Annotated in this window: 20 protein-coding genes and 2 pseudogenes; 12 read left to right on the top strand and 10 right to left on the bottom strand. The window is 71.1% G+C overall.

The window, feature by feature from the left end; all coding sequences use genetic code 11:
- Window positions 1-264 precede the first annotated feature (264 nt).
- Window positions 265-408, bottom strand: a pseudogene (locus tag IEZ19_RS50755) (response regulator); the annotation flags it as partial.
- 135 nt (window positions 409-543) lie between these two features.
- Here IEZ19_RS50755 and IEZ19_RS18065 point away from each other — a divergent pair.
- From IEZ19_RS18065 to IEZ19_RS18055, 3 genes are read left to right on the top strand one after another with little or no spacing between them, the layout of a single operon-like run.
- The gene (locus IEZ19_RS18065; protein ID WP_189312231.1) at window positions 544-1,680 is read left to right on the top strand and encodes an ABC transporter ATP-binding protein; all 1,137 of its coding nucleotides are present in this window, start codon (window positions 544-546) and stop codon (window positions 1,678-1,680) included.
- The gene (locus IEZ19_RS18060; protein ID WP_189312230.1) at window positions 1,677-2,330 is read left to right on the top strand and encodes an ABC transporter permease; all 654 of its coding nucleotides are present in this window, start codon (window positions 1,677-1,679) and stop codon (window positions 2,328-2,330) included. Before IEZ19_RS18065 ends, IEZ19_RS18060 begins: the two co-directional genes overlap by 4 nt.
- Window positions 2,327-2,995: an ABC transporter permease gene (locus IEZ19_RS18055; protein WP_189312229.1), complete on the top strand. Its 669-nt coding sequence runs from the start codon at window positions 2,327-2,329 to the stop codon at window positions 2,993-2,995. The genes IEZ19_RS18060 and IEZ19_RS18055 overlap by 4 nt, the downstream gene beginning before the upstream one ends.
- A gap of 3 nt (window positions 2,996-2,998) precedes the next feature.
- Here the strand turns inward: IEZ19_RS18055 and IEZ19_RS18050 are convergent, their stop codons facing one another.
- From IEZ19_RS18050 to IEZ19_RS18035, 4 genes are read right to left on the bottom strand one after another with little or no spacing between them, the layout of a single operon-like run.
- Entirely contained in the window at window positions 2,999-3,601 is a 603-nt protein-coding gene (locus IEZ19_RS18050) for a GTP-binding protein (RefSeq protein ID WP_189312228.1), read from the bottom strand.
- The gene (locus IEZ19_RS18045; protein ID WP_189312227.1) at window positions 3,588-4,004 is read right to left on the bottom strand and encodes a DUF742 domain-containing protein; all 417 of its coding nucleotides are present in this window, start codon (window positions 4,002-4,004) and stop codon (window positions 3,588-3,590) included. Before IEZ19_RS18045 ends, IEZ19_RS18050 begins: the two co-directional genes overlap by 14 nt.
- 38 nt (window positions 4,005-4,042) lie before the next feature.
- A complete protein-coding gene (locus IEZ19_RS18040) occupies window positions 4,043-4,519 on the bottom strand; it encodes a roadblock/LC7 domain-containing protein (RefSeq protein ID WP_189312226.1) in 477 nt (158 codons plus the stop codon).
- The gene (locus IEZ19_RS18035; RefSeq protein ID WP_189312225.1) at window positions 4,516-7,197 is read right to left on the bottom strand and encodes an ATP-binding protein; all 2,682 of its coding nucleotides are present in this window, start codon (window positions 7,195-7,197) and stop codon (window positions 4,516-4,518) included. Before IEZ19_RS18035 ends, IEZ19_RS18040 begins: the two co-directional genes overlap by 4 nt.
- Window positions 7,198-7,498: 301 nt before the next feature.
- On the opposite strand from IEZ19_RS18035, the gene IEZ19_RS18030 reads away from it, so the two are divergent.
- Window positions 7,499-8,455, top strand: coding sequence for an ABC transporter substrate-binding protein (locus IEZ19_RS18030; RefSeq protein WP_189312224.1), 957 nt, complete (start codon window positions 7,499-7,501; stop codon window positions 8,453-8,455).
- A 71-nt stretch (window positions 8,456-8,526) separates the two neighbouring features.
- Here the strand turns inward: IEZ19_RS18030 and IEZ19_RS18025 are convergent, their stop codons facing one another.
- Window positions 8,527-8,982, bottom strand: a complete 456-nt coding sequence (locus IEZ19_RS18025; protein WP_189312223.1) for a tellurite resistance TerB family protein — start codon at window positions 8,980-8,982, stop codon at window positions 8,527-8,529.
- A gap of 128 nt (window positions 8,983-9,110) precedes the next feature.
- Here IEZ19_RS18025 and IEZ19_RS18020 point away from each other — a divergent pair, with 128 nt between their 5' ends.
- On the top strand, window positions 9,111-9,845 hold the full coding sequence (locus IEZ19_RS18020; protein WP_189312222.1) for a Type 1 glutamine amidotransferase-like domain-containing protein: 735 nt from the start codon (window positions 9,111-9,113) through the stop codon (window positions 9,843-9,845).
- Window positions 9,846-9,859: 14 nt separating this feature from the next.
- Here IEZ19_RS18020 and IEZ19_RS54165 read toward each other — a convergent pair.
- A pseudogene (locus tag IEZ19_RS54165) lies at window positions 9,860-9,982 on the bottom strand (DUF6114 domain-containing protein); the annotation flags it as partial.
- 140 nt (window positions 9,983-10,122) lie between these two features.
- Between IEZ19_RS54165 and IEZ19_RS18015 the strand changes: the two are divergent.
- Window positions 10,123-10,752, top strand: coding sequence for a Tat pathway signal sequence domain protein (locus tag IEZ19_RS18015; protein WP_189312221.1), 630 nt, complete (start codon window positions 10,123-10,125; stop codon window positions 10,750-10,752).
- Between the two features lie 18 nt (window positions 10,753-10,770).
- On the opposite strand, the gene IEZ19_RS18010 is transcribed toward IEZ19_RS18015, so the two are convergent.
- On the bottom strand, window positions 10,771-11,706 hold the full coding sequence (locus tag IEZ19_RS18010; RefSeq protein ID WP_189312220.1) for a lytic polysaccharide monooxygenase: 936 nt from the start codon (window positions 11,704-11,706) through the stop codon (window positions 10,771-10,773).
- A gap of 415 nt (window positions 11,707-12,121) precedes the next feature.
- On the opposite strand from IEZ19_RS18010, the gene IEZ19_RS18005 reads away from it, so the two are divergent.
- Both IEZ19_RS18005 and IEZ19_RS18000 read left to right on the top strand, forming a co-directional pair.
- A complete protein-coding gene (locus tag IEZ19_RS18005; RefSeq protein ID WP_189312219.1) occupies window positions 12,122-12,769 on the top strand; it encodes a ScbR family autoregulator-binding transcription factor in 648 nt (215 codons plus the stop codon).
- A 22-nt stretch (window positions 12,770-12,791) separates the two neighbouring features.
- Window positions 12,792-13,997 carry a damage-control phosphatase ARMT1 family protein gene (locus IEZ19_RS18000; protein ID WP_189312218.1) on the top strand — a complete coding sequence of 402 codons (1,206 nt, stop codon included), beginning with the start codon at window positions 12,792-12,794 and terminating at the stop codon, window positions 13,995-13,997.
- On the opposite strand, the gene IEZ19_RS17995 is transcribed toward IEZ19_RS18000, so the two are convergent.
- Window positions 13,969-15,234 (bottom strand): cytochrome P450, encoded by a 1,266-nt coding sequence (locus IEZ19_RS17995; RefSeq protein ID WP_189312217.1) that lies wholly within the window; start codon window positions 15,232-15,234, stop codon window positions 13,969-13,971. The genes IEZ19_RS18000 and IEZ19_RS17995 overlap by 29 nt on opposite strands.
- 164 nt (window positions 15,235-15,398) lie before the next feature.
- Between IEZ19_RS17995 and cyc2 the strand changes: the two genes are divergently transcribed.
- Window positions 15,399-17,627 carry a germacradienol/geosmin synthase Cyc2 gene (cyc2, locus tag IEZ19_RS17990; RefSeq protein WP_229840445.1) on the top strand — a complete coding sequence of 743 codons (2,229 nt, stop codon included), beginning with the start codon at window positions 15,399-15,401 and terminating at the stop codon, window positions 17,625-17,627.
- Window positions 17,628-17,647: 20 nt separating this feature from the next.
- Window positions 17,648-18,217, top strand: coding sequence for a PDZ domain-containing protein (locus IEZ19_RS17985; protein ID WP_189312216.1), 570 nt, complete (start codon window positions 17,648-17,650; stop codon window positions 18,215-18,217).
- Here IEZ19_RS17985 and IEZ19_RS17980 read toward each other — a convergent pair.
- Complete coding sequence (locus IEZ19_RS17980) at window positions 18,210-18,965, bottom strand: metallophosphoesterase (RefSeq protein WP_189312215.1); 756 nt, start codon at window positions 18,963-18,965, stop codon at window positions 18,210-18,212. The genes IEZ19_RS17985 and IEZ19_RS17980 overlap by 8 nt on opposite strands.
- A 214-nt stretch (window positions 18,966-19,179) precedes the next feature.
- On the opposite strand from IEZ19_RS17980, the gene IEZ19_RS17975 reads away from it, so the two are divergent.
- Together IEZ19_RS17975 and IEZ19_RS17970 are read left to right on the top strand one after the other, a co-directional pair.
- Window positions 19,180-20,307 carry an aminopeptidase P family protein gene (locus IEZ19_RS17975; RefSeq protein WP_189312214.1) on the top strand — a complete coding sequence of 376 codons (1,128 nt, stop codon included), beginning with the start codon at window positions 19,180-19,182 and terminating at the stop codon, window positions 20,305-20,307.
- A 56-nt stretch (window positions 20,308-20,363) separates the two neighbouring features.
- Window positions 20,364-21,308 carry a phosphotransferase family protein gene (locus IEZ19_RS17970; RefSeq protein WP_189312213.1) on the top strand — a complete coding sequence of 315 codons (945 nt, stop codon included), beginning with the start codon at window positions 20,364-20,366 and terminating at the stop codon, window positions 21,306-21,308.
- Window positions 21,309-21,311 lie beyond the last annotated feature (3 nt).

Genomic DNA, 21,311 nt, shown 5'->3' with positions numbered 1-21,311 from the left:
AAATCTCCCTCCTCCACCCCCGAATCGGGCGGGCTCGTGCGGGAGCCTGCGAGGCGCGGCGGGCGGTTCCGGTACGGGGATCGGGCGGGTCATGGCCGGGCGGCCGGGTTCGTGCAGGTTGAGGCAGGTGTGGAAGAGCGCGCCGCAGGAGGGCGGCGGAGCGGCCCGGCTCCGACGTGATCGACCGTGCCAGGGAGGTTGGTTCGGGGCTGGGGGCCGCGGCTGCGAGGAGCTGGGGGGAGGAGGGGCGAGTGCGGTCCAGGCCGGGTCGAACTCGGCGGCCCGGGACAGCCCTTCCTCGCCGGAGTATGCGATGACCGCATCCCAGCCCTCGTACCGGGCGACCGTCGCGACCAGGTCGGCGATGGGCGGATCCTCGTCGAGGACGAGGAGTCGTACTTTCTCCACCAGGCCATGCTGCTGCACCCGTGGCCAAGAAGCCGCAACAATCGCGGTCTAGACTCTCCACGCAATGGCCTGCGCAACGACGACCGTGGCCGAAAGTGGGCAGGTTTCTGCCAAACCCGAAGGGTATTCGGCGTTTTGATACGGATAGATTCAGTCACCAAGCGGTATCCCGACGGCACGGTGGCGGTCGACCGGCTGTCGCTGGAGATACCGGACCGCTCGATCACGGTTCTTGTCGGGCCGTCAGGCTGCGGCAAGACGACCACCCTTCGGATGATCAACCGGATGGTCGAGCCGAGCGAGGGGTCCATCCTCCTCGACGGCGTGGACATCCAGGCGCAGCCCGTGAACACGTTGCGTCGTTCGATGGGGTACGTGATCCAGAACGCCGGTCTCTTCCAGCACCGCACGATCATCGACAACATCGCCACCGTGCCCCGGCTGCTCGGCTGGAGCAAGGAGCGCTCCCGGGCGCGCGCGGCGGAGCTGATGGAGCGGGTGGGCCTCGACTCCTCGCTCGCCAGGCGGTACCCCTACCAGTTGTCGGGCGGACAGCAGCAGCGCGTCGGTGTCGCGCGGGCGCTCGCCGCAGACCCGCCGGTGCTGCTCATGGACGAGCCGTTCTCCGCCGTCGACCCCGTGGTGCGCAAGGGGCTTCAGGATGAACTCCTGCGTATCCAGGAGGAGTTGGGAAAGACTATCGTCTTCGTCACGCATGACATCGACGAGGCGATCAAGCTCGGCACGATGGTCGCCGTGATGCGTACCGGCGGCAAACTGGCCCAGTTCGCGCCGCCCGCGGAGCTGTTGAGCGCGCCCGCGGACGACTTCGTCGAGGACTTCCTCGGCACCGACCGGGGCATCCGGCGGCTGTCCTTCTTCCCGTCCGGCGCCCTGAAGTTGGAGTCCGGCCCCGTCGTGCCCGTCGACGCGGACGCGAAGAAGCTCGCCGCGCGCGGCTCCGCCGACGTGCCCTACCTCCTCGTGACCGACCTGGACGGCAAGCCCCTCGGGTGGGGCGCACCGCAGGACCTCACCGCGGGGGAGATCGCCGTCGGTCAACTGCTCCCCTACGGACGGCCGTTCGTGCACGGCAAGGACTCGCTGCGCGCCGCGCTCGACGGTGCGGTGCTGTCGCCGACCGGCTGGTCCGTCGGCGTGGACGGCACCGGGCGCGTCGTCGGTGTCGTGTCGCAGGCGGTCATCGCCGAGGCCATCCGGAACGCACACGCCGAGGGACGGACCGACGACGAAGCAAAGGCCGTGCGGTGAGCGGATTCTTCGACATCCCGAGCGACCTCCAGCACAGCTACCTCGGGCTGATAGGCCTCCACCTGCGGGAAGCGCTGATCCCGGTCCTCGTCGGTCTGCTCGTCTCACTGCCCATCGCCCAGCTGTGCGTGCGGTTCCGCTGGCTGTACCCGCCGGTGCTGGGCGTGACCACCGTGCTGTACGCCGTCCCGTCGCTGGCCTTCTTCGTCTTCCTCATCGACTACACCGGCCAGAGCGAGACCACCGTGATGATCCCGCTCGCCGTGTACAGCCTGGTGGTGCTCGTCCCGGCGATCGTGGACGGCGTGCGGTCGGTGCCGCCGGAGACCCTCGCCGCCGCCACCGCCATGGGCCTCGGGGCCGTACGCCGCTACTTCCAGGTGCAGTTGCCGATCGCCGTACCCGCGATCATCGCCGGCCTGCGCGTCGCCACCGTGTCCAGCATCTCCCTGGTGAGCATCGGCATGCTGATCGGCAACCAGGGCGCGCTGGGCAACCTGCTCAACGACGCGAACATCTACCACCGGCCCGAGCTGGCGGTGAACGCCGTGCTGACCATGGCGGCGCTCGCGATCCTCGCCGACGCGGCACTGGTTCTCGTACGCCGCGTCCTGACCCCGTGGATGCCGAGGAAGGGCGCCGCCCGGTGAACATACTGAACTTCGTCCACGCCTTCTTCAGCGACAGCGCCCACTGGCACGGCTACGACGGCATCCCCACCCGCTTCTGGGAGCACATCGGGTACTCCCTGGAGGCCCTCGCCTACTCGGCCGTGATCGGGCTGCCGATCGGCGTGCTCACCGGCCACTACGGGCGCGGCGGCAACGCCCTCGCCCTGATCGCCACCGCGGGGCGGGCGCTGCCCACCTTCGGTCTGCTGGTACTGCTGACCATCCTGCTCGGGTTCAGCCTGGTGCCCGTGATGGTCCCGCTGGTCGTCCTCGCCGTACCGCCGATCCTGGTCACCACCTACGAGGCCCTGCGCTCCGTCGACCCGTCCCCGGTGGACGCCGCCCGCGGCATGGGCATGTCCGAGTCGCGGATCCTCTTCCAGGTGGAACTCCCGGTCGCGCTCCCGCTGATCCTCAGCGGGCTGCGCTCGGCGGCCATCCAGATCGTCTCGACGGCCACCATCGCCGCGTACGTGGGCCTCGGCGGACTCGGCCGCTACATCATCGACGGCCTCTACCAGCGCAGCTACGAGAAGGTCGTCGGCGGCGCCACCCTGGTCGCCGGGCTGGCGCTGGCCACGCTCGCGGTGTTCTGGGCGGTGGGCCGGTTCGCGGTGTCGCCCGGCGTGCGGCGCGGCGCCTGACGCTCAGCCCTCGGTGCGGGCCAGCGCCAGCTCCAGTACGACGAGCAGCGCGTCCCGCACCGAGCCCCGCTCCCGGGCGTCGAACACCACCAGCGGCACGCCCTCGCTCACGTCCAGCGCCCAGCGGACCTCGTCCAGGGTGTGCTCCACCTTCCCGTCGAAGGCGTTGATCGCCACCGCGAACGGGATGCCCTTGTGCTCGAAGTAGTCGACGGCCGCGTAGCAGTCGTCCAGGCGCCGCGTGTCGACGATGACGAGTCCGCCGACCGCGCCCTCGACGATGTCGTCCCACATGAACCCGAACCGCTCCTGGCCCGGCGTGCCGAACAGATACAGCTTGAGCGTCGGGTCGATGGTGAGGCACCCGAAGTCCATCGCCACCGTGGTGGTCGTCTTGCGCGGCGTGTGCGTGAGGTCGTCCACGCCCGCGGCGACCTCGGTGATCGAGGCCTCGGTGGTGAGCGGCTCGATCTCGGAGATCGAGCCCACGGATGTGGTCTTGCCGACGCCGAAGCCGCCCGCGATGACCATCTTCACCGGCAGCGGCGGCCGTTCGGCGGTCTGCGCGGCGGCGGCGCCGTGGACCAGTGGTTCAGTCGGTGTCACGGAGTACCCCTCGGGAGTCGGGGATGGACCTGAGCCCATCGATAACCCTGCGCAGGACGGACGCGTCGTGCGTGGCCGCGACGTCGGGCACGTGCACCGTCAACTGCCCGGCGGCGCGCAGGTCCTCGGCCAGCACACGGACCACGTTGAGATGCAGCCGCAGCCGGGCCGCCAACTCCGCCAGGGACTGCGGGCGGCGGCAGGCGGCGACGATGTCGTGCTGCTCGAAGGAGAGCCCGGCGAGCGCGCCGAGTCCGGCGGCGGTGGCCACCACCTGGGTCTCGACGGGCATCGTCCGGCCGGAGGCGGTGTCCGCCACCCGGCCGGCGGTGACCAGGAAAGGCCTCACGGCGGGGGCGGGACCGACCGGGTCGGCGCCCGGGGGCGGGGAGCCGTCCGCCATGGGATCCTTCGCTTCCTCTCTCGGCCGGGCGGCGCCGGTCAGCGCGACGACGGCACGCCGACGGTGTTCTTCAGTTCCAGGACGAGCTGCGGGCTGAGGGCGGTGCCGGCCCGGTTGGCGAACAGCGTCATCTCGTAGGCGATGTTGCCCAGCTTGGCCTCCTTGTCGGCGACCACGCCGAGTACGGCGCCGCTGCCGATCGCGGAGACGATGACATGGCCGCCCTCCAGGTCGATGATGACCTTGTTGAGACCGCCCAGGCCGTAGTTGCCGGACGCTCCGGCGGCCAGGCTGGTGATGCCGGAGACGATCGCGGCGAGCCGCTCGGAGTGGGCGCGCTCGCGCAACTCCGAGACGGCGATGAGCAGTCCGTCCGACGACACGGCGATCGCGTCGACCACGCCGGCTGTCTCTGTCGCGAAGCGGTTCAGCAGCCAGGTGAAGTCGGCCGCGGCGGCCCGCAGGTCGGTCGGCGTGGTACCGCCCGTCGGGGTGTCACCTGTCGACGTGCTCACTGCTCGGCTCCTTCCGGGTGGTGGTTCTGGTCGTGCGGTCGGTGCGTCGGCCGGGTGCCGTCGCCGGGGCGCGCGAAGCTGCCGGTGTCGCTGTCGCGCCGCGCGCGCTCCACGGCGGCCTCGAACTCGTCGAGGGCGTCGCGTACGGCGTCGGCATCGGTCGGACGCACGGTCTGGGGTACCACCTGCTGCGTGCCGGCGGTCGTACGGAGCGTGGCTCCGCGGACCCGGCGACGCAGCGGGCGGGAGGTGCCGTCGGCGTCACTGGCGACGGCCGGGAGGGGTGACTCGGTGCGGGCGCGGGGAATGAGCGGGGCCTTCGGTGGCCTGCCACTGCTCGTCGCGGACGCGTTGCCGCCCATGGTAGGCGCATCGCCGGGGGCGGCTGAGACCGGGCCGGGTGCGGGGGCGGGCGTTCCGGTGGCGGGCGTTGACGTGGCGTCGGACGCCGGCGGATTCGTGCCGTCGGGTTCCGTCGGCTTCCCGGCGGGCGCTGCCGGGCTCGTGCCGTGCGCCGTCGCTGTCGATTCTCCCACGGGCGCCGTCGTCCGCGTGCCGGCCTCCGCCCGGTCTCGGCGGGTGGTTCTGCGTGGGAGCGGGCCGGGTTCGCCGGCAGTGGCCTCGTCGGCCGAAGCAGTGAGAGACGGCTTCGGTCCGCCGGTTGTGGTGGACGCCGGCTCGATGGCCGCCGCCGTCGGTGCGGCCGCGTTCACCGGGCTCATCGTCAGCAGCAGCGAGGCCGGCAGCGAGACCTCCGCCGTCACGCCGCCGCCCGGCGTACGGGTCAGCTCGACCCCGATCTCCCAGCGGCGGGCCAGGGTGCCCACCACGAACAGGCCCAGCACCTTGGTCGGCATCAGGTCGAGGCGCTCACGGCGGATCAGCCGCGCGTTCTCCTCGGCGAGCCGCTCCGCGCTCATCCCGAGTCCGTGATCGGTGACGACGACGTGCGCGCCCTCGGCACCGGCCCGGACCGTCACCTCGACGGGGCTGCCCTCCGGCGAGAACGACACCGCGTTCTCGACGAGTTCGGCCACCATCAGGGTCAGGTCGCCGATGATGTCGGGCGCCACCATGGTCTCGGTCGCGGCGTACAGCCGTACCCGCTGATAGCCCTCGATCTGCCCGAGGGCGGCCCGTACGACGTTGGTCAGCTCGGTCGGCCCCGCCTCGAGCACCGTCTCCCGGATGCCGGCCAGCAGCATCAGGCTGTCGGCGTTGCGGCGCAGACGTACGGCGATGTGGTCGATGGAGTAGAGGCGTTCGAGCAGCGCCGGGTCGGTCTCGCCGCGCTCCACGGCATCGATCAGCGCGAGCTGACGAGTTGTCAGGTTGCTGACACGGCGCCCGACGTTGCCGAACATCTCGGCGGTGTTGCGGCGGCTGAGCACCTGCCGTTCGAGGAGCGCCGCGGCGGTCGTCTGCACCTGGTTGAAGGCCTCGGCCAGGTCGCCGATCTCGTCGCGCGCGGTGACGGGCATGTCCCGCAGCCGGGGCGGGCCGTCGTCCTCGGCGTCGTCGTCGGCCACCCGGGCCAGTTCCCGGCCCGCTACGTCGGCGACCTCGTGCGCGACACCGGTGAGGGCCTGCACCGGACGGATCACCGAGCGGCGGACGAGCACCGCGAAGGCGATCCAGAGGGCGAAGCCGAGCAGCGTGCCGCTCAGCAGCAGGGAGGCCCGCCAGGTGGCGGACTCGGAGGTGTTGTCGGCGCGGTCGGCGATCTGGCCGATCAGCGAGGTGGTGATCTTCAGCCGGGCCGCGGCCTGTTCGGGGTAGTACGGGTAGGAGGCAAGGGCCTGCTTGACCGCGAGCCGGATCTCCGCCTGGCTGCCCGCCTCCAGCCTGCCGGTGTCGATCTGCATCTCGGCGTACGACTCGGCGATGGCGCGCTGCGCGGGCGTGTGCTCGACGCCGGCCAGCTCCTCGGCCTGCGCATCGGTGGCGAACCGGCCGAAGCGGTCGGCCTGGTGGTTGTAGAGGTCGTAGGCGCCGACCGCGTTGGTGAACTCGATCAGCGCGTTGGTGTCCCCGGTCGTCGCCGAGAACACGCTGGTCTCGAAGGCAGCGTGGGCGGCATCCGCGCGCAGCAGGGAGTCCAGCAGGTTGCCGGTGAAGGTGGACGCGAGGGCCGCGTTGCGGTCGAGACCGAGGCTGTCGATCAGCTCGTTGGCGGTGTTGGCGTAGGCCGGGTCGATGTTGTCGGCCGGGAGGTAGGCCTGCTCGACCGAGTCACGCAGGCTGGACAGGCCCTCGACCTCGCGCAGCGCCCGCGCGGCGGTGTCCGGGAGGCGGTCGCCGAAGGTGCCGCGCACCTTCCGCACCTGGGAGTTCACCTCCTCCTGGGCCTTGCGGTAGGCATCGGCCGAGGGCATCTCGGCACCGGCCTCGTAGCGCGCCGAGAGCAGGATGGCCTGCTGGTGCTCCGCCTCCACCCGGTCCACGAGCCGGGCGACCTGGGCGCTGTCACGCACCAGTTGGGCCGCCGACCGCGCACTGTTCGCCTGTCCGAGCAGGTCGGTGATGAGGTAGGTCAGCAGGACGGCGACCACTGCGAGCGGAATGCCGACGAGCAGGTTGAGTTTGCGCCGGAAGGGCCAGCGGTCGGCGAAGCCCCGTATGCCACCCCTGGTCGGAGGGGCGGGCCGGGCGGGCGCGTCCACTTGGTTCGTGGACACCGGGCCTCCTTCGTGCGGGTGCCTCCACCCGAAAGCTGATACGTGACGACACTCGTGCGGGCCCCGTGCACCGCAGTGACGGAAATCAACTGCGGCGAGACTACAGCCTCTTCGAACCCACGATCGGGCCGCACTTCATCAAGAATCCATCACAAGAGAGCAGGGATCGAAGCCAATCGGTGACCCGGTGGCGCTTGACTGGGTGAGAACGGGCTGGATTGGATCAGTGAAGAACTGTTCGCAGTCCGTTGCAGTCCTGTACACAGACCCCCAGCCAACTCCAGAGCCCGGAACGGGAACCGTGACTTCCAACACCCACACCAGCAGGTCAATCCGGAGAAACCGAGGCGCGGCGGCCGTCGCGCTCGCCGCGGCAACGGCCCTGCTGGCGGGCTGTTCCTCCTCCGACGACAAGTCCGACCCGCTCTCCGGCGACAAGGCCGGCAGTGACACGGTCGTCGTCGGCTCGAACAACTTCGCCGAGAGCATCCTCGTCGCCGACATCTACGGCGAGGCCCTCAAGGCCAAGGGGATCAAGGTCTCCTACAAGCTGAACATCGGCAGCCGTGAGACGACGTACGGCCTGCTCAAGAACGGCACCATCTCGGTCCTGCCCGAATACAACGGCGCGCTGCTGGCCTACCTCGACCCGAAGGCCACTCCGAAGACGGTCGAGGCGACCACGGCGGCCATCGACGCCAAGCTCGACTCCAAGCTGACGCTGCTGAAGCCGGCGCCGGCGCAGGACAAGGACTCGGTCACGCTGAACGCGGCCACCGCGCAGAAGTACAACCTGACCGACAAGTCCTCCATCGCCGACCTCAAGCCGGTCGCGAAGGACCTGGTCATCGGGGCCTCGCCGGAGTTCCAGACGCGGCAGCAGGGCCTGGTCGGCCTCAAGGACGTATACGGCCTGGAGTTCAAGTCCTTCAAGGCGCTCGACGCGGGCGGTCCGCTGACGCAGGCGGCGCTGAAGAAGAACACCGTGCAGGCCGCGGACATCTTCACCACGGACCCGGCCATCTCCAAGGAGAAGTTCGTCGTCCTGCAGGACCCGGAGAACCTCTTCGGCTTCGAGAACGTCCAGCCGCTCGTCTACAAGAGCGGGCTCTCCCAGGACGGCGTCGACGCGCTGAACGCGGTCTCGGCCAAGCTGGACACGGCGACGCTGCTGGACCTGGACACCCAGGTGCAGTCCGAGAACAAGGACCCGCTGGACGTGGCCAAGGCCTGGCTGAAGTCGGCGGGCCTGGACTGACCCGGACCGGAAGACGCGGGTGCCTCCGGATGTGGGGGCACCCGCGCCGAAAGACCGGAAGAAACCGCCGGTCAGAGGTCGAACTCGTGCGGCGGGAGGTCCAGCGTGAAGCACGCTTCCCGCACCACGGCCTGCTCGGTCTTGTCGAAGTCACCGTCCGCGCCGCCGATGACGATGCCGATCTGAATCACGGCACGGGCCTCGGCGGGCTTCTTCTTCGCCTTGGCGATCTCCTGGAGCACGCTCACCTTGCCGAAGGCGAAGTCGGCGGTGAGCTTGTTCAGGTTCTCCTCGAAACGGCGCCGCAGGTCGTCCGCCGGGAAGTTCTGCAGCACCTCGTTGGTGGCGATGAGCTGTGCCACGCGCTGACGCTCGGCGGGGTCGATGGTCCCGTCGGCAGCGGCGACAAGGGCGCACATCGCCATGCTCGCGTCACGAAAGGCACCGCTCTTCAGATCGTTCTTCTTCGCCACGAGCTGGGTCTGCATCGTCGATGCCGACTCCTTGATGCGGTCCCACAGGGCCATGCGAACTCCTCGTATGCACAGACGATTGCTTCTACAACAAGGTAGAAACTCCCGGCGGGGCCGAGAAGTTCCGGGGATCACGACAACTCGCGGCACGGATCCGGCCCCTTGGGGCTAGCATCGCGATCATGGCCGCCATCGAACCCACCATCGTCGCGACGTCCGGCGGACACCGCACGGGCGGGCGGACCATGGTCGAGTTCGACGCGCTGGTCCATCACGCCGTGGACCTGTCGGGTGCGCACGGGCGCCGGCCGCGTGTGATGTACGTCGGCACGGCCATAGGGGACGCCGAGCACTTCACGGCACGGATGACCGAGGCGGCGCGGGTGGCCGGGTTCGATCTCACGCCGCTCCACCTCTTCCCCAGGCCCAACCTCGAGGACGTGGAAGCTTCGGTCCTCGCACAGGACGTCGTCTGGGTCATGGGCGGCTCGGTGGCCAACCTGCTCGCCGTGTGGCGGGTGCACGGCCTGGACCGGATCATGCGACGCGCCTGGGCGGCCGGAGTCGTCCTGAGCGGGGTCAGCGCCGGATCCATCTGCTGGTTCCGGGGCGGCACGACGGACTCCTTCGGACCGGAACTCCGCCCCCTCACGGACGCGCTCGGCTTTCTGCCGTACGGCAACGGTGTCCACTACGACACCGACCCGGGCCGCCGCCCCCTGGTCCACCGTCTGGTCGCCGAGGGCACCCTGCCCACCACGCACTGCACGGACGACGGGGTCGGCCTGGTCTACCGGGGTACGCGGCTCGTCGAAGCGGTCGCGGAGGTACCGGGCAAGGGCGCGTACGCCGTGACCCGGGACGGGGACGGCGTGAGCGAGGAGCGCATCGAACCGCGCAGGCTGCCCGGGGTCTGACCGGGACGGAGGAGCTAGCCGGCGGCTCGGGCCTCCTTGCGACGCCTGCGGCGGCCCGCCCTCGGCTCCTGGTCCGGTAGCCAGCCGAAGGTCAGGCAGCTTCCCGCCAGGCCCAGGAGGAGCCCGATGAAGAAGCCGCGGCTTCGGCCTTGAACGGCTCCTTTCACGCACCACCCACGCTCCATGCCCGGCCTGTCGGCAGGACCGGGCAGATCGCGCGCCTCGGACCCACCCCCACGTCATCTGGCACCCCCACTTCCAGAAGAGAGGCACTCCCATGCGCAAGCGAAACATGCTCGCCCTCGCGGGAACCGTCGCCGCCGTCACCCTCGCGGTGGCCGTGCCCGCCTCCGCCGCCGGCCCGGTACTCACCGCGGGCGGTAACACCGTCGCGGTCGGCGACACCCTCACCTCCCAGCTGGCGAGCGGCACCAACGCCACGTTCTACTCCAGCACCACCGGCACCAGCGGAGTGAAGTGCGCCGCCTCCGACTTCAGCGCCACCGCCACCGGCAACCCCGCCGCCCCGGGCACGGCCACCGAGTCGCTCACGGGCCTGAACTTCAGCAGCTGCACCAGCAACGTCGTCGGCGTCAGCGGCGTCAACAGCATCACCGTCGACAACCTGCCGTACAGCGCCACCGTCGGCTCCGACGGCACCGTCACCATCTCCGGCGTGCAGAGTACGATCAACCTGCGCACTCTGCTGGGCAACGTGAACTGCGTCTACAAGGCGGTCGACCTGACCGGTACGGCTGACAACGCAGACCACAGCATCACCTTCACCAACCAGCCGCTCACCAAGTCCTCGGGCTCCTCGCTCTGCTTCTCCACCGCCTACTTCACCGCGACATATGCGCCCGTCGTCGACGCCACCCAGGGCGGGGTGCCCGTCGATGTCAACTGACCACTGAACGCTCCGCGTTCACCGTTGACGCAGACGCAGACGCAGACGCAGACGCAGGGCGAGGGCGGCGCCGCCGGTGAGCACGAGCACCGCGGCGGCGCCGCCCGCCAGCAACGGCGCGGACGGCCCCGACCCGGCGTCCGTGCCGGAGGCCAGCGGCGTGCTGTCTGCGCCGCCGGCCGCGGCGCGGGAAGAGGCCGGCGACGGCTCGGCCGTGAGCGCGCTCCGCGACGGGGTGGGGGCAGTAGTGGTCCGCACCGGCGCGGGCGTGGCAGCCTGCCGCGCCGCACTCTTCCCGGCCGTCGGCGCCTGCGCCTGCGCCGCCGGGAACACGACGTCCGAGCACGAGTAATAGGTGTCCGGCGTGCTGCTGTTCTGCCAGATCGTGTAAAGCACGTGGTGCCCCGTCCGGTCCGCCGGCAGGGTCGCGGTGATGTGGTACGCCCCGGTGGTGAGCGCCGGGTTCTCGGCCGCCGCGAACGGCCGCTCAGGCAGGTCCGACCACTTCAGCGGCTTCGCGGGGTCGTAACCCGGCTTCGTCAGATACAGCTTGAACGTGCCCTCGTGCGCGATCGTCGAGGCGTACGTCATCGTCAGCCGCCCGCCCGGGGTCAGCCGCGTCGACGGCCAGTCCGTACGGGCGAGATCGAGCCCCTTGTAGGCGGGCAGGCCCCCGCTGCACAGCCGGCCGTCCGGGATCACCTCCCGGTCCCGCCCGCCGACGCCGGCCACCCGCAGGTTGTCCCACGCCGTGAAGGACCCTCCGTTCGCCGCGATCGCCGCCCGGCAGGCGGCCGTTGCCGCGCTGCCGCCGCCGGGCGAGCAGGCGTACACCCGGCTGACCGGAGCCGTCGGCGCGCCATGCAGGGCGGGTCCGGCCGCCCAGAGGGACAGCAGGGCCGGGGCCGCGACGGCGGCCCCCGTGACCCTGAGGGGTGCGGTGATCCGAGTCATCCGGGACGTCTCCTCGGCCGGCGCGGGAACGGGCTGCTCCGTGCAGTACGGGAAACGGCCCCGCCCCGTTCAGGCCCTGGATGCGCCACACCGACCGGGCCGTCCGTTTTACGGACCTGACGAGGTGGCATTGAGAACCGACCAGCTGCCTCGTATCGTGGCGATCACCGGTGCGGCGGTCCGCCACCCGCCAATGCCTCCGGATGCGGGAGAGAGCCGAGGGAGGGCCGTGGTTTGACATCGTCCGCTTTTCGAACTCCGAACACAGTCACGGCCGTTCGTTCACGAGTCACACGTGCCGGTCACCAGGTCCGCACACCTGGATCCTGCTGTCACACGGTGAGCTATCGTGTGCGAGGGGTAATAAACAAACGGCACGTCCCGTTCGTTTCCGTCCGCAAGGAGTGTTCAGTCGATGGCGAGGCAGTTACGGGCCGAGCAGACCCGAGCAACGATCATCACAGCCGCCGCCGACCTGTTCGACCGCCGTGGCTACGAATCCACCAGCCTGAGCGACATCGTCGAGCACGCCCAGGTCACCAAGGGCGCCCTGTACTTCCACTTCGCGGCCAAGGAGGACCTGGCGCACGCCATCATGGAGCTGCAGTCCCGGGCCGCGCGCCAGGTGGTGAAGGAGGTGGACAGCCGCGGCTGCTCCTCCCTCGAGGCCCTGATGCGCACCATGTTCGGCATCGCTCGGCTCGCCGTGGAGGGTCCGATCCCGCGGGCCGGACTCCGTCTGGCCACGGCCGACCTGGCCGTCCGGCCGCCGCTCAAGCACCCCTTCACCGAATGGCTGGAGATCACGACCCGCAAACTCCTCGGCGCCGTCAGGGAGTCCGACGTCCACGCGGACATCGACGTGGAGGCCGTGGCCCACTCCCTGGTCTGTTTCTTCGTCGGCACGCGGGTCACGGGCCGCTCCCTCGAACCCGTCACCCGGCTGCCCCGCAGGATCACCGAGATGTGGCACCTGATGATCCGCGCTCTGGTCCCGGTACCGCGTCGGGCCCGCTATCTGACGCTCGCCACGCAGCTGGAGCGGGAGATCAGAACCGTCTGACCCGCGCGGTACGGTGACGCACATGTCCGACCTCTCCACCGCGCCCGTGATCCTCGGCGACGAACCCGGCTCGTTCCCCCACGGCGTGCTGGCCGAACGGCATCCGGCGATCATCGGGCAGGTGCGGGATGCCTTCCCGTACGGACCCGAGCAGCACCGCGCGCTCGACGCGCTCCTCGAGAGCTGTCTGCACGGCGTGATCGAACCTCTCCCGGCGAACGCGCCCGACCGGGAGCGGTGGCGGGTCTGGGGCGTGGACGCCCATGCCGGCCGCTCCTGGTTCGAGGCGCCCTGGCTGTGGTCCGAGAGCTACTTCTACCGCCGGCTCCTGGACGCCGTCGGCTGGTTCGGCCCCGGCGCCTGGCAGGGCATCGACCCCTTCCGCCCGTTCAAGCTCGCCGAACTCGACGCCAAGGAGACGGACGAGGAACTCGCCGCCCTCGACGCCCTGGAGGGCCGCCCGGCTCACGAGCGGGCGCGGGCCCTGCTGCACGGCTCGCTCTGGGGCAACCGCGCGGACCTGGGCTTCCGCCTGTCGGCTGCGGGCGCCGAGGCACAGGAAGCGGTCCCCGGTCTGGTCGCCGACGACAGCGAGGCCCTGTGGTCCCTGCTCCAGCCGTCCGGCACCGGCACCCTGTGCGTGGTCGCGGACAACGCCGGGCGCGAACTCGTCCCAGACCTGCTGCTGATCGCCCACCTCCTGGCCGAGGGACGCGTCGGGCGGGCGGTGTTGCACGTCAAGCCGTACCCGTACTACGTCTCCGACGCGACGACCGCCGATGTGGTCGACGCCGTGCGCCGGCTCACCTCGGCGCCGGGCGCGGCGGGGGAGTACGGGCGGGGCCTGTGGGCGGCGATGGCCGACGGCCGTCTCGCGGTGCGCGCACACCCCTTCGCCGCGGCGCCGCTGCCGTACGCGGACATGCCCGGCGACCTGCGCGCCGACTTCGCCCGGGCATCGCTGACCGTCTTCAAGGGCGACCTCAACTACCGCCGCCTGGTGGGCGACCGGCTGTGGCCGCCGACCACGCCCTTCCGGGACGTCACCGCCTGCTTCCCGGGTCCGGTCGCCACCCTGCGCACCCTGAAGTCCGACGTGATCACCGGCCTGGACGCGGCCACCGAGGCGGCACTGGACGCCGCCGAGGGGGCGGCGTGGCGCATCAGCGGCACGCACGCGCTCATCCAGGTGTCGGACGTCACCTCACCTGTAGCGGAAGCGACTTGAGCCCGTTGATGAAGTTCGACACGAGCCGCTCGTGCGGCCCGGCGACTCTCGGCGCGGGCAGCGCCCGCAGCGCCTCCTCGTAGAACAGCCGCAGCTGGAGCCGGGCGAAGTGGGCGCCCAGGCAAACGTGCGGGCCGTCCCCGAAGGACACGTGCGGATTGGGCGTACGCGCCAGGTCGAGCCGCTCCGGATCGGCGAAGGCGCGCTCGTCGCGGTTGGCCGAGGCGTGGAAGACGACCACTTTGTCACCGGTACGGATGCGCTGTCCCGCCAGCTCGGTGTCCCGGGCGGCGGTGCGGCGGAACGTCAGCACCGGCGGATGCCAGCGCAGCAACTCCTCGATCGCCGCCTGGAGTCGGACCTTTCCCTCGCGCAACAGGTCGCACGCCTCCGGGTGCTCGGCCAGTGCCAGCAGACCGCCCGGGGCCGCGCTGCGCACCGTGTCGTTGCCCGCGACCGTGAGCAGGAAGAAGAACATCTCCATTTCGGGACCGGTGAGTTCGGCGTCGTGCGCCAGCGTGGTCAGCACGTCGTCGGCCGGGAAGCGGCGCTTGTACGCCGCCAGTTGCCGGGCGTACGCGAACATGTCCGTCAGCATGGCGGGCGAGCGCGGGTCGATCGGCTTGCCCGCCGCGTCCAGGACCGGGGGAGCGGCCTCGTCCGGGTCCTGGTAGCCGATGACCCGCTGCGTCCAGCGCAGCAGGAGCCGGCGGTCGCTCTCCGGGACGCCCAGCAGGTCGGCCAGGTTGAGCAGCGCGTACTCGTCGGTGACGGCGGTGACCACGTCGACCGTACCGGCACTGTCACGGGCCGCCTCCAGGGCGTCCGCGAACAGCGTGCGGGCCCGCTCCCGCGCCACCGCCGCGAACCGGTCCACGCGCCCCGGCGTGAAGGCGCGGCTCACCAGCCGCCGCAGCCTGCCGTGCCCCGGGGGGTCCTGATTGAGCATCATGCGCCGGATGAACGGCAGGTCCGCCGGGTCCGGATCGCGGATCTGGGTCGCGCCGACGTACGAGGAGTACGTCCCCGAGTCCTTCAGCACCCGTACCACGTCCGCGTGCCGGGTCACCGCCCAGAACCCGGGTCCGGCGGGCCAGCCCAGCACCTCGTGCTCGTCCTGCCAGGCCACCGGGTGGTGATCGCGCAGGACGCGATAGTCGGCGTACGGCACACCGGTGGCGTACCGGCGCGGATCGAAGACGTCGGGAATCACCTCGAGGGGCGGCAGGGAGGTCATGCCGACCACCGTGGCCCGCGGACCGGCGTCGGGCAAGAGCGCCGGCCACACGGCACGACCTGCCGTCACGGGCGTCCGCAGGCCTTCGCGGCCGATGTCACGCGAAGGTGTGATCACGTGCCGCCGCACGGATGGCGGCGCAGGGCCACGGGCAGGACCCGGCCATGACGCAGCCGTTCGAACTCCCGCACTTCTACATGCCGTACCCCGCGCGGCTGAACCCGCAGGTCGACGAGGCGCGTGCCCACTCGACCGTGTGGGCACGCGAGATGGGCATGCTGGAGGGCTCGGGAATCTGGGACCAGGCCGACCTCGAGGCGCACGACTACGGACTGCTGTGCGCGTACACCCACCCCGACTGCGACGGCACGGCCCTCTCCCTGATCACCGACTGGTACGTGTGGGTGTTCTTCTTCGACGACCACTTCCTGGAGATGTACAAGCGCACCCAGGACCGGGCCGCGGGCAAGGCCCACCTCGACCGGCTTCCGTCGTTCATGCCGCTCGACCTGTCGACTCCCGTACCGGAGCCGGAGAACCCGGTCGAGGCGGGCCTCGCCGACCTGTGGGCGCGCACCGTTCCATCGATGTCCGCCGGCTGGCGCCGGCGCTTCGCCGTCGCCACCGAGCACCTGCTCAACGAGTCCTTGTGGGAGCTGTCCAACATCAACGAGGGGCGGATCGCCAACCCCGTCGAGTACATCGAGATGCGCCGCAAGGTGGGCGGTGCCCCCTGGTCGGCGGGGCTCGTCGAGTACGTGACCGCCGAAGTGCCCGCCTCCGTCGCGGAGTCGAGGCCCCTGCGGGTGCTGATGGAGACCTTCTCCGACGCCGTGCACCTGCGCAACGACCTCTTCTCCTACCAGCGGGAGGTGGAGGACGAGGGCGAGAACAGCAACGGCGTGCTCGTCCTGGAGACCTTCTTCGGCTGCACCACGCAGGAGGCCGCCGACGCCGTCAACGACATCCTCACCTCACGCCTCCACCAGTTCGAGCACACCGCGCTCACCGAAGTCCCGGCGCTGGCACTGGAGAAGGGCCTCGCCCCGGACCAGGTCGTCGCCGTCGCCGCCTACACGAAGGGACTGCAGGACTGGCAGTCGGGCGGCCACGAATGGCACCTGCGTTCCAGCCGGTACATGAACGAGGGCGCCGCATCCGCCTCGCCGTGGCACGGGCCGACCGGGGCCGGCGTCTCCGCGGCGGATGTGGGCGCACTGCTCGCCTCGGCCGCCGCAGAGCATCTGCGGGCGTACGCGCACGTGCCGTTCCAGAAGGTCGGCCCGTCCGTGCTGCCGGACTTCGCCATGCCCTTCGCGCTGGAGCTGTCCCCGCACCTGGACGGAGCCCGGGAGCGTCTGCCCGGCTGGGCGCACCGCATGGGCCTCCTCGAGGAGGGCGTCTGGGACGAGGACAAACTCGCGGCCGGCGACCTCCCGTTGTGCGCCGCCGGCCTGGACCCGGACGCCACCGCCGACGCCCTCGACCTCAGTTCACAGTGGCTCACCTGGGGAACGTACGCCGACGACTACTACCCGCTGGTGTTCGGGCACCGCCGTGACCTGGCCGGAGCGAAGGCGGCCACCGCCCGGCTGTCGGCCTGCATGCCGCCCGCCGGCGAGCCGTTGCCCGTCCCGGCCAACGGCATGGAGCGCGCGCTCCTCGACCTGTGGTCCCGGACGACGGCGGAGATGACCGACGGCCAACGGGGCGCCGTGAAGCGGGCGGTGGACACGATGACGGCGAGCTGGCTGTGGGAGCTGTCCAACCAGTTGCAGAACCGCGTTCCCGACCCGGTCGACTATCTCGAGATGCGCCGCGCCACCTTCGGCTCCGACCTCACCCTGAGCCTGTGCCGCATGGGCCACGGCCCCTCGATCCCGCCCGAGGTGTACCGCAGTGGACCCGTGCGCTCGCTGGAGAACGCCGCCGTCGACTACGCCTGCCTGCTCAACGACGTCTTCTCCTACCAGAAGGAGATCGAGTACGACGGCGAGATGCACAACGCCGTCCTCGTCGTGCAGAACTTCTTCGGCGCGGACCATCCGACCGCACTCCGTGTCGTGCACGACCTGATGACGCAGCGCCTGCAGCAGTTCGAGCATGTCGTGGCGCATGAACTCCCTGTCGTGAACGAGGACTTCGAGCTGACGTCCGAGGGGCGCGCGGCGCTGGAGGCGTACGTGGCCGACCTGCGCAACTGGCTGGCCGGAATCCTGAACTGGCACCGGAGCGTGGACCGCTACAAGGCCTCCTACCTCGCCCGCCGCGCCCACGGTTTCCTCCCGGACCGGCCACCCGCGCTTTCCGTCGGCCGAGCTGGAGGATTTCCCCGCTTCCCCCAGGTCAGTCTCACTCGTTCGTGGCTCGTCGCGCCCGCGTGCGCCGGGTAGTTCACCACCGGAGGCGAACCATGGAACAGACAGTGTTGCGTCCCAAACCGATGCCGGGTCAGGGGCGACGGGAGGGCGGCACGGCCGGTCCCGTCCGGCGGCCGCACGCCGCGCGACGGCGCGGACGGCGGCTGAGGGCCGCGTTGCTCGGGGTCTTCGCCGGTACGGTCCTCGTCCTGTCGGGCGTCGGCATCGGCACGGTCAGCGCCACGGTGATCGGCATGAGCAGACTCGCCGAACTGCAGCGCCAGGCACCGCCGCCGCACCCGTCCGCTCCCGTCCGACCGTCCACCGCGGCCCCGAGCCCCACGCAGACCCAGACCACCCGCGCGACCCTCGGTGTGGAGGCCGTGGACGCCCGGGGAGTCGGCGCGCTGGTCGTCGGCGTTCATCTTCCCGGCCCCGGCTACACGGCGGGCCTGGTGCGCGGCGACGTACTCCTGCAGTTCGGATCGGCGCGCATCGATTCCGCGGCCGACCTCGCACGCGCCGTCGCCCACGCCACCCCCGGGACCGAGGTGGCCCTGACGGTACGTCATGAGAACGGCAATTTCCAGAAGTTGACGGCCGTCCCCGGCATCGTCACGTGACCACACGGAAGTGGCTCGTCAACCGCCCTCCGTCGTCCAGCACATGGAAGGCGAACCCGGCCGGCGCGTCCCGGTCCGCGACCCCCTCGCCCTCCCACGGCAGCCGAAGCGTCCAGGTCACCCCCGGACCGACCACGAGCGGGCGTCCGGCGAAGACGGTGGCGGCGGGCGTGTGCGCGTGCCCGGTGATCAGCCCCGCGATCGCGGGCCGGCGCGCCAGCAGCCGGGCCAGCCGATCCGGTTCGGCCAGTCGGTAGGAGTCTGGCAGCGGGTGGTGCAGCGCGACCGGCGGGTGGTGGAGCGCGAGCAACGCGGGCATGTCAGGGTCGAGTTCGTCCAGGGTCGCCTCGATCCAGCCGTACGTCTCCTCGTCGAGCGCCCCGTCGTCCTCGCCCGGGATGCTGGAGTCGCACATCAGCACCGCGCCGCCGTCGAGGAGCCGCACGCTGTTGACCGGTCCTTCGTCGGCCGGGTGTCCCAGCAGCGCCTTGCGGTACGGGGCGCGGCTGTCGTGGTTGCCCGGGCAGGTGAGCACCGGGAACGGGGCGTCGCCGTCGCGCAGCCCGAGGATGCGGGCGGCCTCCTCGTACTCCGCCTCCGCGCCGTGGTCCGCGATGTCCCCGGTCACCAGCAGCGCGTCCACCTGTTCCGGCAGCTCCCACAGCCGGTCACGCACCCGCAGGGCCCGCTCGGTGGCCCGTACGCTTCCGTCCAGATGGAGATCGCTGATGTGTGCGAGTACGAGCATTGTTGTCCGCCTTCCCCGGAGGCCTTCTAACGTGCGAAAGGCATCCAAGCATTAGAATTAATGGTTGATCAAGGATGATGCGTTAGCAGGTCGATGGATCGCCGTGACACGGGCTGCGGGACCGCCGTAACCGGCTCGCGCCGCCCTCCGTGTCCGGGCAGGATGCTGCCCGTGGTCCTTTGCCCCGCCGCCGCACACGACCTGGGAGAACCGGATGACCGGCAGTACGCCCGCGCCCTTCACCGCCGACGACTACCGGGCCCGGATGGTGCGCGCCGCGCACGCCGCCGCCGACGCCGGCCTCGCGGGACTGCTCGTCGCCCCGGGACCCGACCTGGTGTGGCTCACCGGCTACACGCCCACCGCGGTCACCGAACGGCTCACCGTACTCGTCCTCGCCGCCGGACAGGACCCGGTGCTCGTCGTCCCCGCGCTGGAGGCCCCGGACGCGGAGAAGGCGCCCGGCGCGCCCGGCCTGACCCTGCGCTGCTGGACCGACGGCAAGGACCCCTACGCCCTCACCGGCGCGCTCCTCGCCCCCGACGGACGCTTCGGCATCAGCGACAACACCTGGGCCCTGCACCTGCTCGGCCTGCAGAAGACCCTGCCCGGCACCTCCTACGCCGCGCTCACCGACGCCATGCCGATGCTGCGCGCGGTGAAGGACGTGGCGGAACTCGAACTCCTCGCGGCCGCGGGCGCGGCGGCAGACGCCGCGTTCGAGGAGATCCGGAAGGTCCCCTTCTCCGGCCGGCGCGAGTCCGACGTCGGCCACGACCTCGCCGACCTGCTGCGCCGGTTCGGACACTCCCAGGTCGACTTCACCATCGTCGGCTCGGGACCCAACGGCGCCAACCCGCACCACGAGGTCGGCGACCGTGTCATCCAGGACGGCGACATGGTCGTCCTCGACTTCGGCGGCCTCAAGGACGGCTACGGCTCCGACACCACCCGCACCGTGCACGTCGGTGCGCCGAGCGAGGAGGAACGCGCGGTCCACGACATCGTGCGTGCCGCCCAGGAGGCAGGTTTCCGGGCGGTACGGCCCGGTGCCGCCTGCCAGGACGTCGACCGCGCCGCCCGCGCCGTGATCGACGACGCCGGGTACGGCGAGTACTTCATCCACCGCACCGGCCACGGCATCGGCGTCACCACGCACGAGCCGCCGTACATGATCGAGGGCGAGGAGCAGCCCCTCGTGCCGGGCATGTGCTTCTCCGTGGAGCCCGGCATCTATCTGCCCGGCCGCTTCGGGGTGCGCATCGAGGACATCGTGACGGTGACCGAGGACGGCGGCCGGCGCCTCAACAACACGACCCGCGAGATGGTCATAGTCGACTGACCCGGCCCCCAGGAGACACCACCTCGACGCACTTCCGAACGGTTACGGCGCGACCCATGACCCAGGCACCGACTCCCACCGCGGACATCGTCCGCCGATTGGTCCGTACGCTCCTCAAGGACGGCGCGGACGGCACCGCGGGCCCCGACGTGCGCCCGGTCGCGGAGGGAGCCGGGCATCACACCTGGTGGGTCGGCAGCCGCCATGTGCTGCGCCTGGCGCCCGACCGCGAAGCAGCCGTGCGTCAGCGCCGCGAGCTGCGGCTGCGCGATCTCGTACGCCCGCACCTGCCCGTCACCGTCCCGACCAGCGTCGCGCACGGCGAGTGGGCGCCCGGGCTGACGTACACGCTCGACAACCTGGTGCCCGGCGGTACGGCGGAGGAGCACGACGTGTCCGCCGTCGGTGAGGCCGACCTCGCCGGGCTGCTCACGGGGCTGCGCGAGGTGCCCGCACGGCAGGCCGAGTCGCTCGGTGTGCCGCGCACCGCGCCCCGCTCCCTGGAGGCGCTGCGGCGCATGGCCGTGCACGCAGGTGAGCGCCTGGGCGCCGCCGACGAGTTCGACCCCGCCCGGCTCCGCCAGCTCACCTCGCCGGGTGCGGCGCAGCTCGCCGCGCAGCCCGGCACCGCGGTCCTCGTCCACCACCACCTCAGGGGCGAGCACCTGGTCGTGAGCCCCGACGGCCGGGTGCGCGGCGTCCTCGACTGGACCGACGCGGCGATCGGCGACCCTGCCGAGGACATCGCCGGACTCGTCCTCGCCGTCGGCTCGGGCGCCGCCGTGCGCGCCGCCACCCTCGCCGGCTACGGGGCCCGCCCCTGTCTGCGCGGCCTCTGGCTGGCCCGCTGCGACACGGTCCTCCACCTCACGGACAGCCTCGACGGCCGCGGGACGGCCCCCGTCACCCTGCTGAGAACCCAGCTCCGCCGCGCCTGGGAGGCGATCCTCCTGGAACGGACGACGGAGTTCAGGGGCGGTGCGACGGACGAGGAGCCGTAGTCG

Origin of the sequence: Streptomyces brasiliensis (assembly GCF_014647875.1) — a bacterium.
Lineage (GTDB): Bacteria > Actinomycetota > Actinomycetes > Streptomycetales > Streptomycetaceae > Streptomyces > Streptomyces brasiliensis.
The sequence above is the reverse complement of the archived record's forward strand: the minus strand, read 5'-3'. Positions and strand labels throughout refer to the sequence as shown.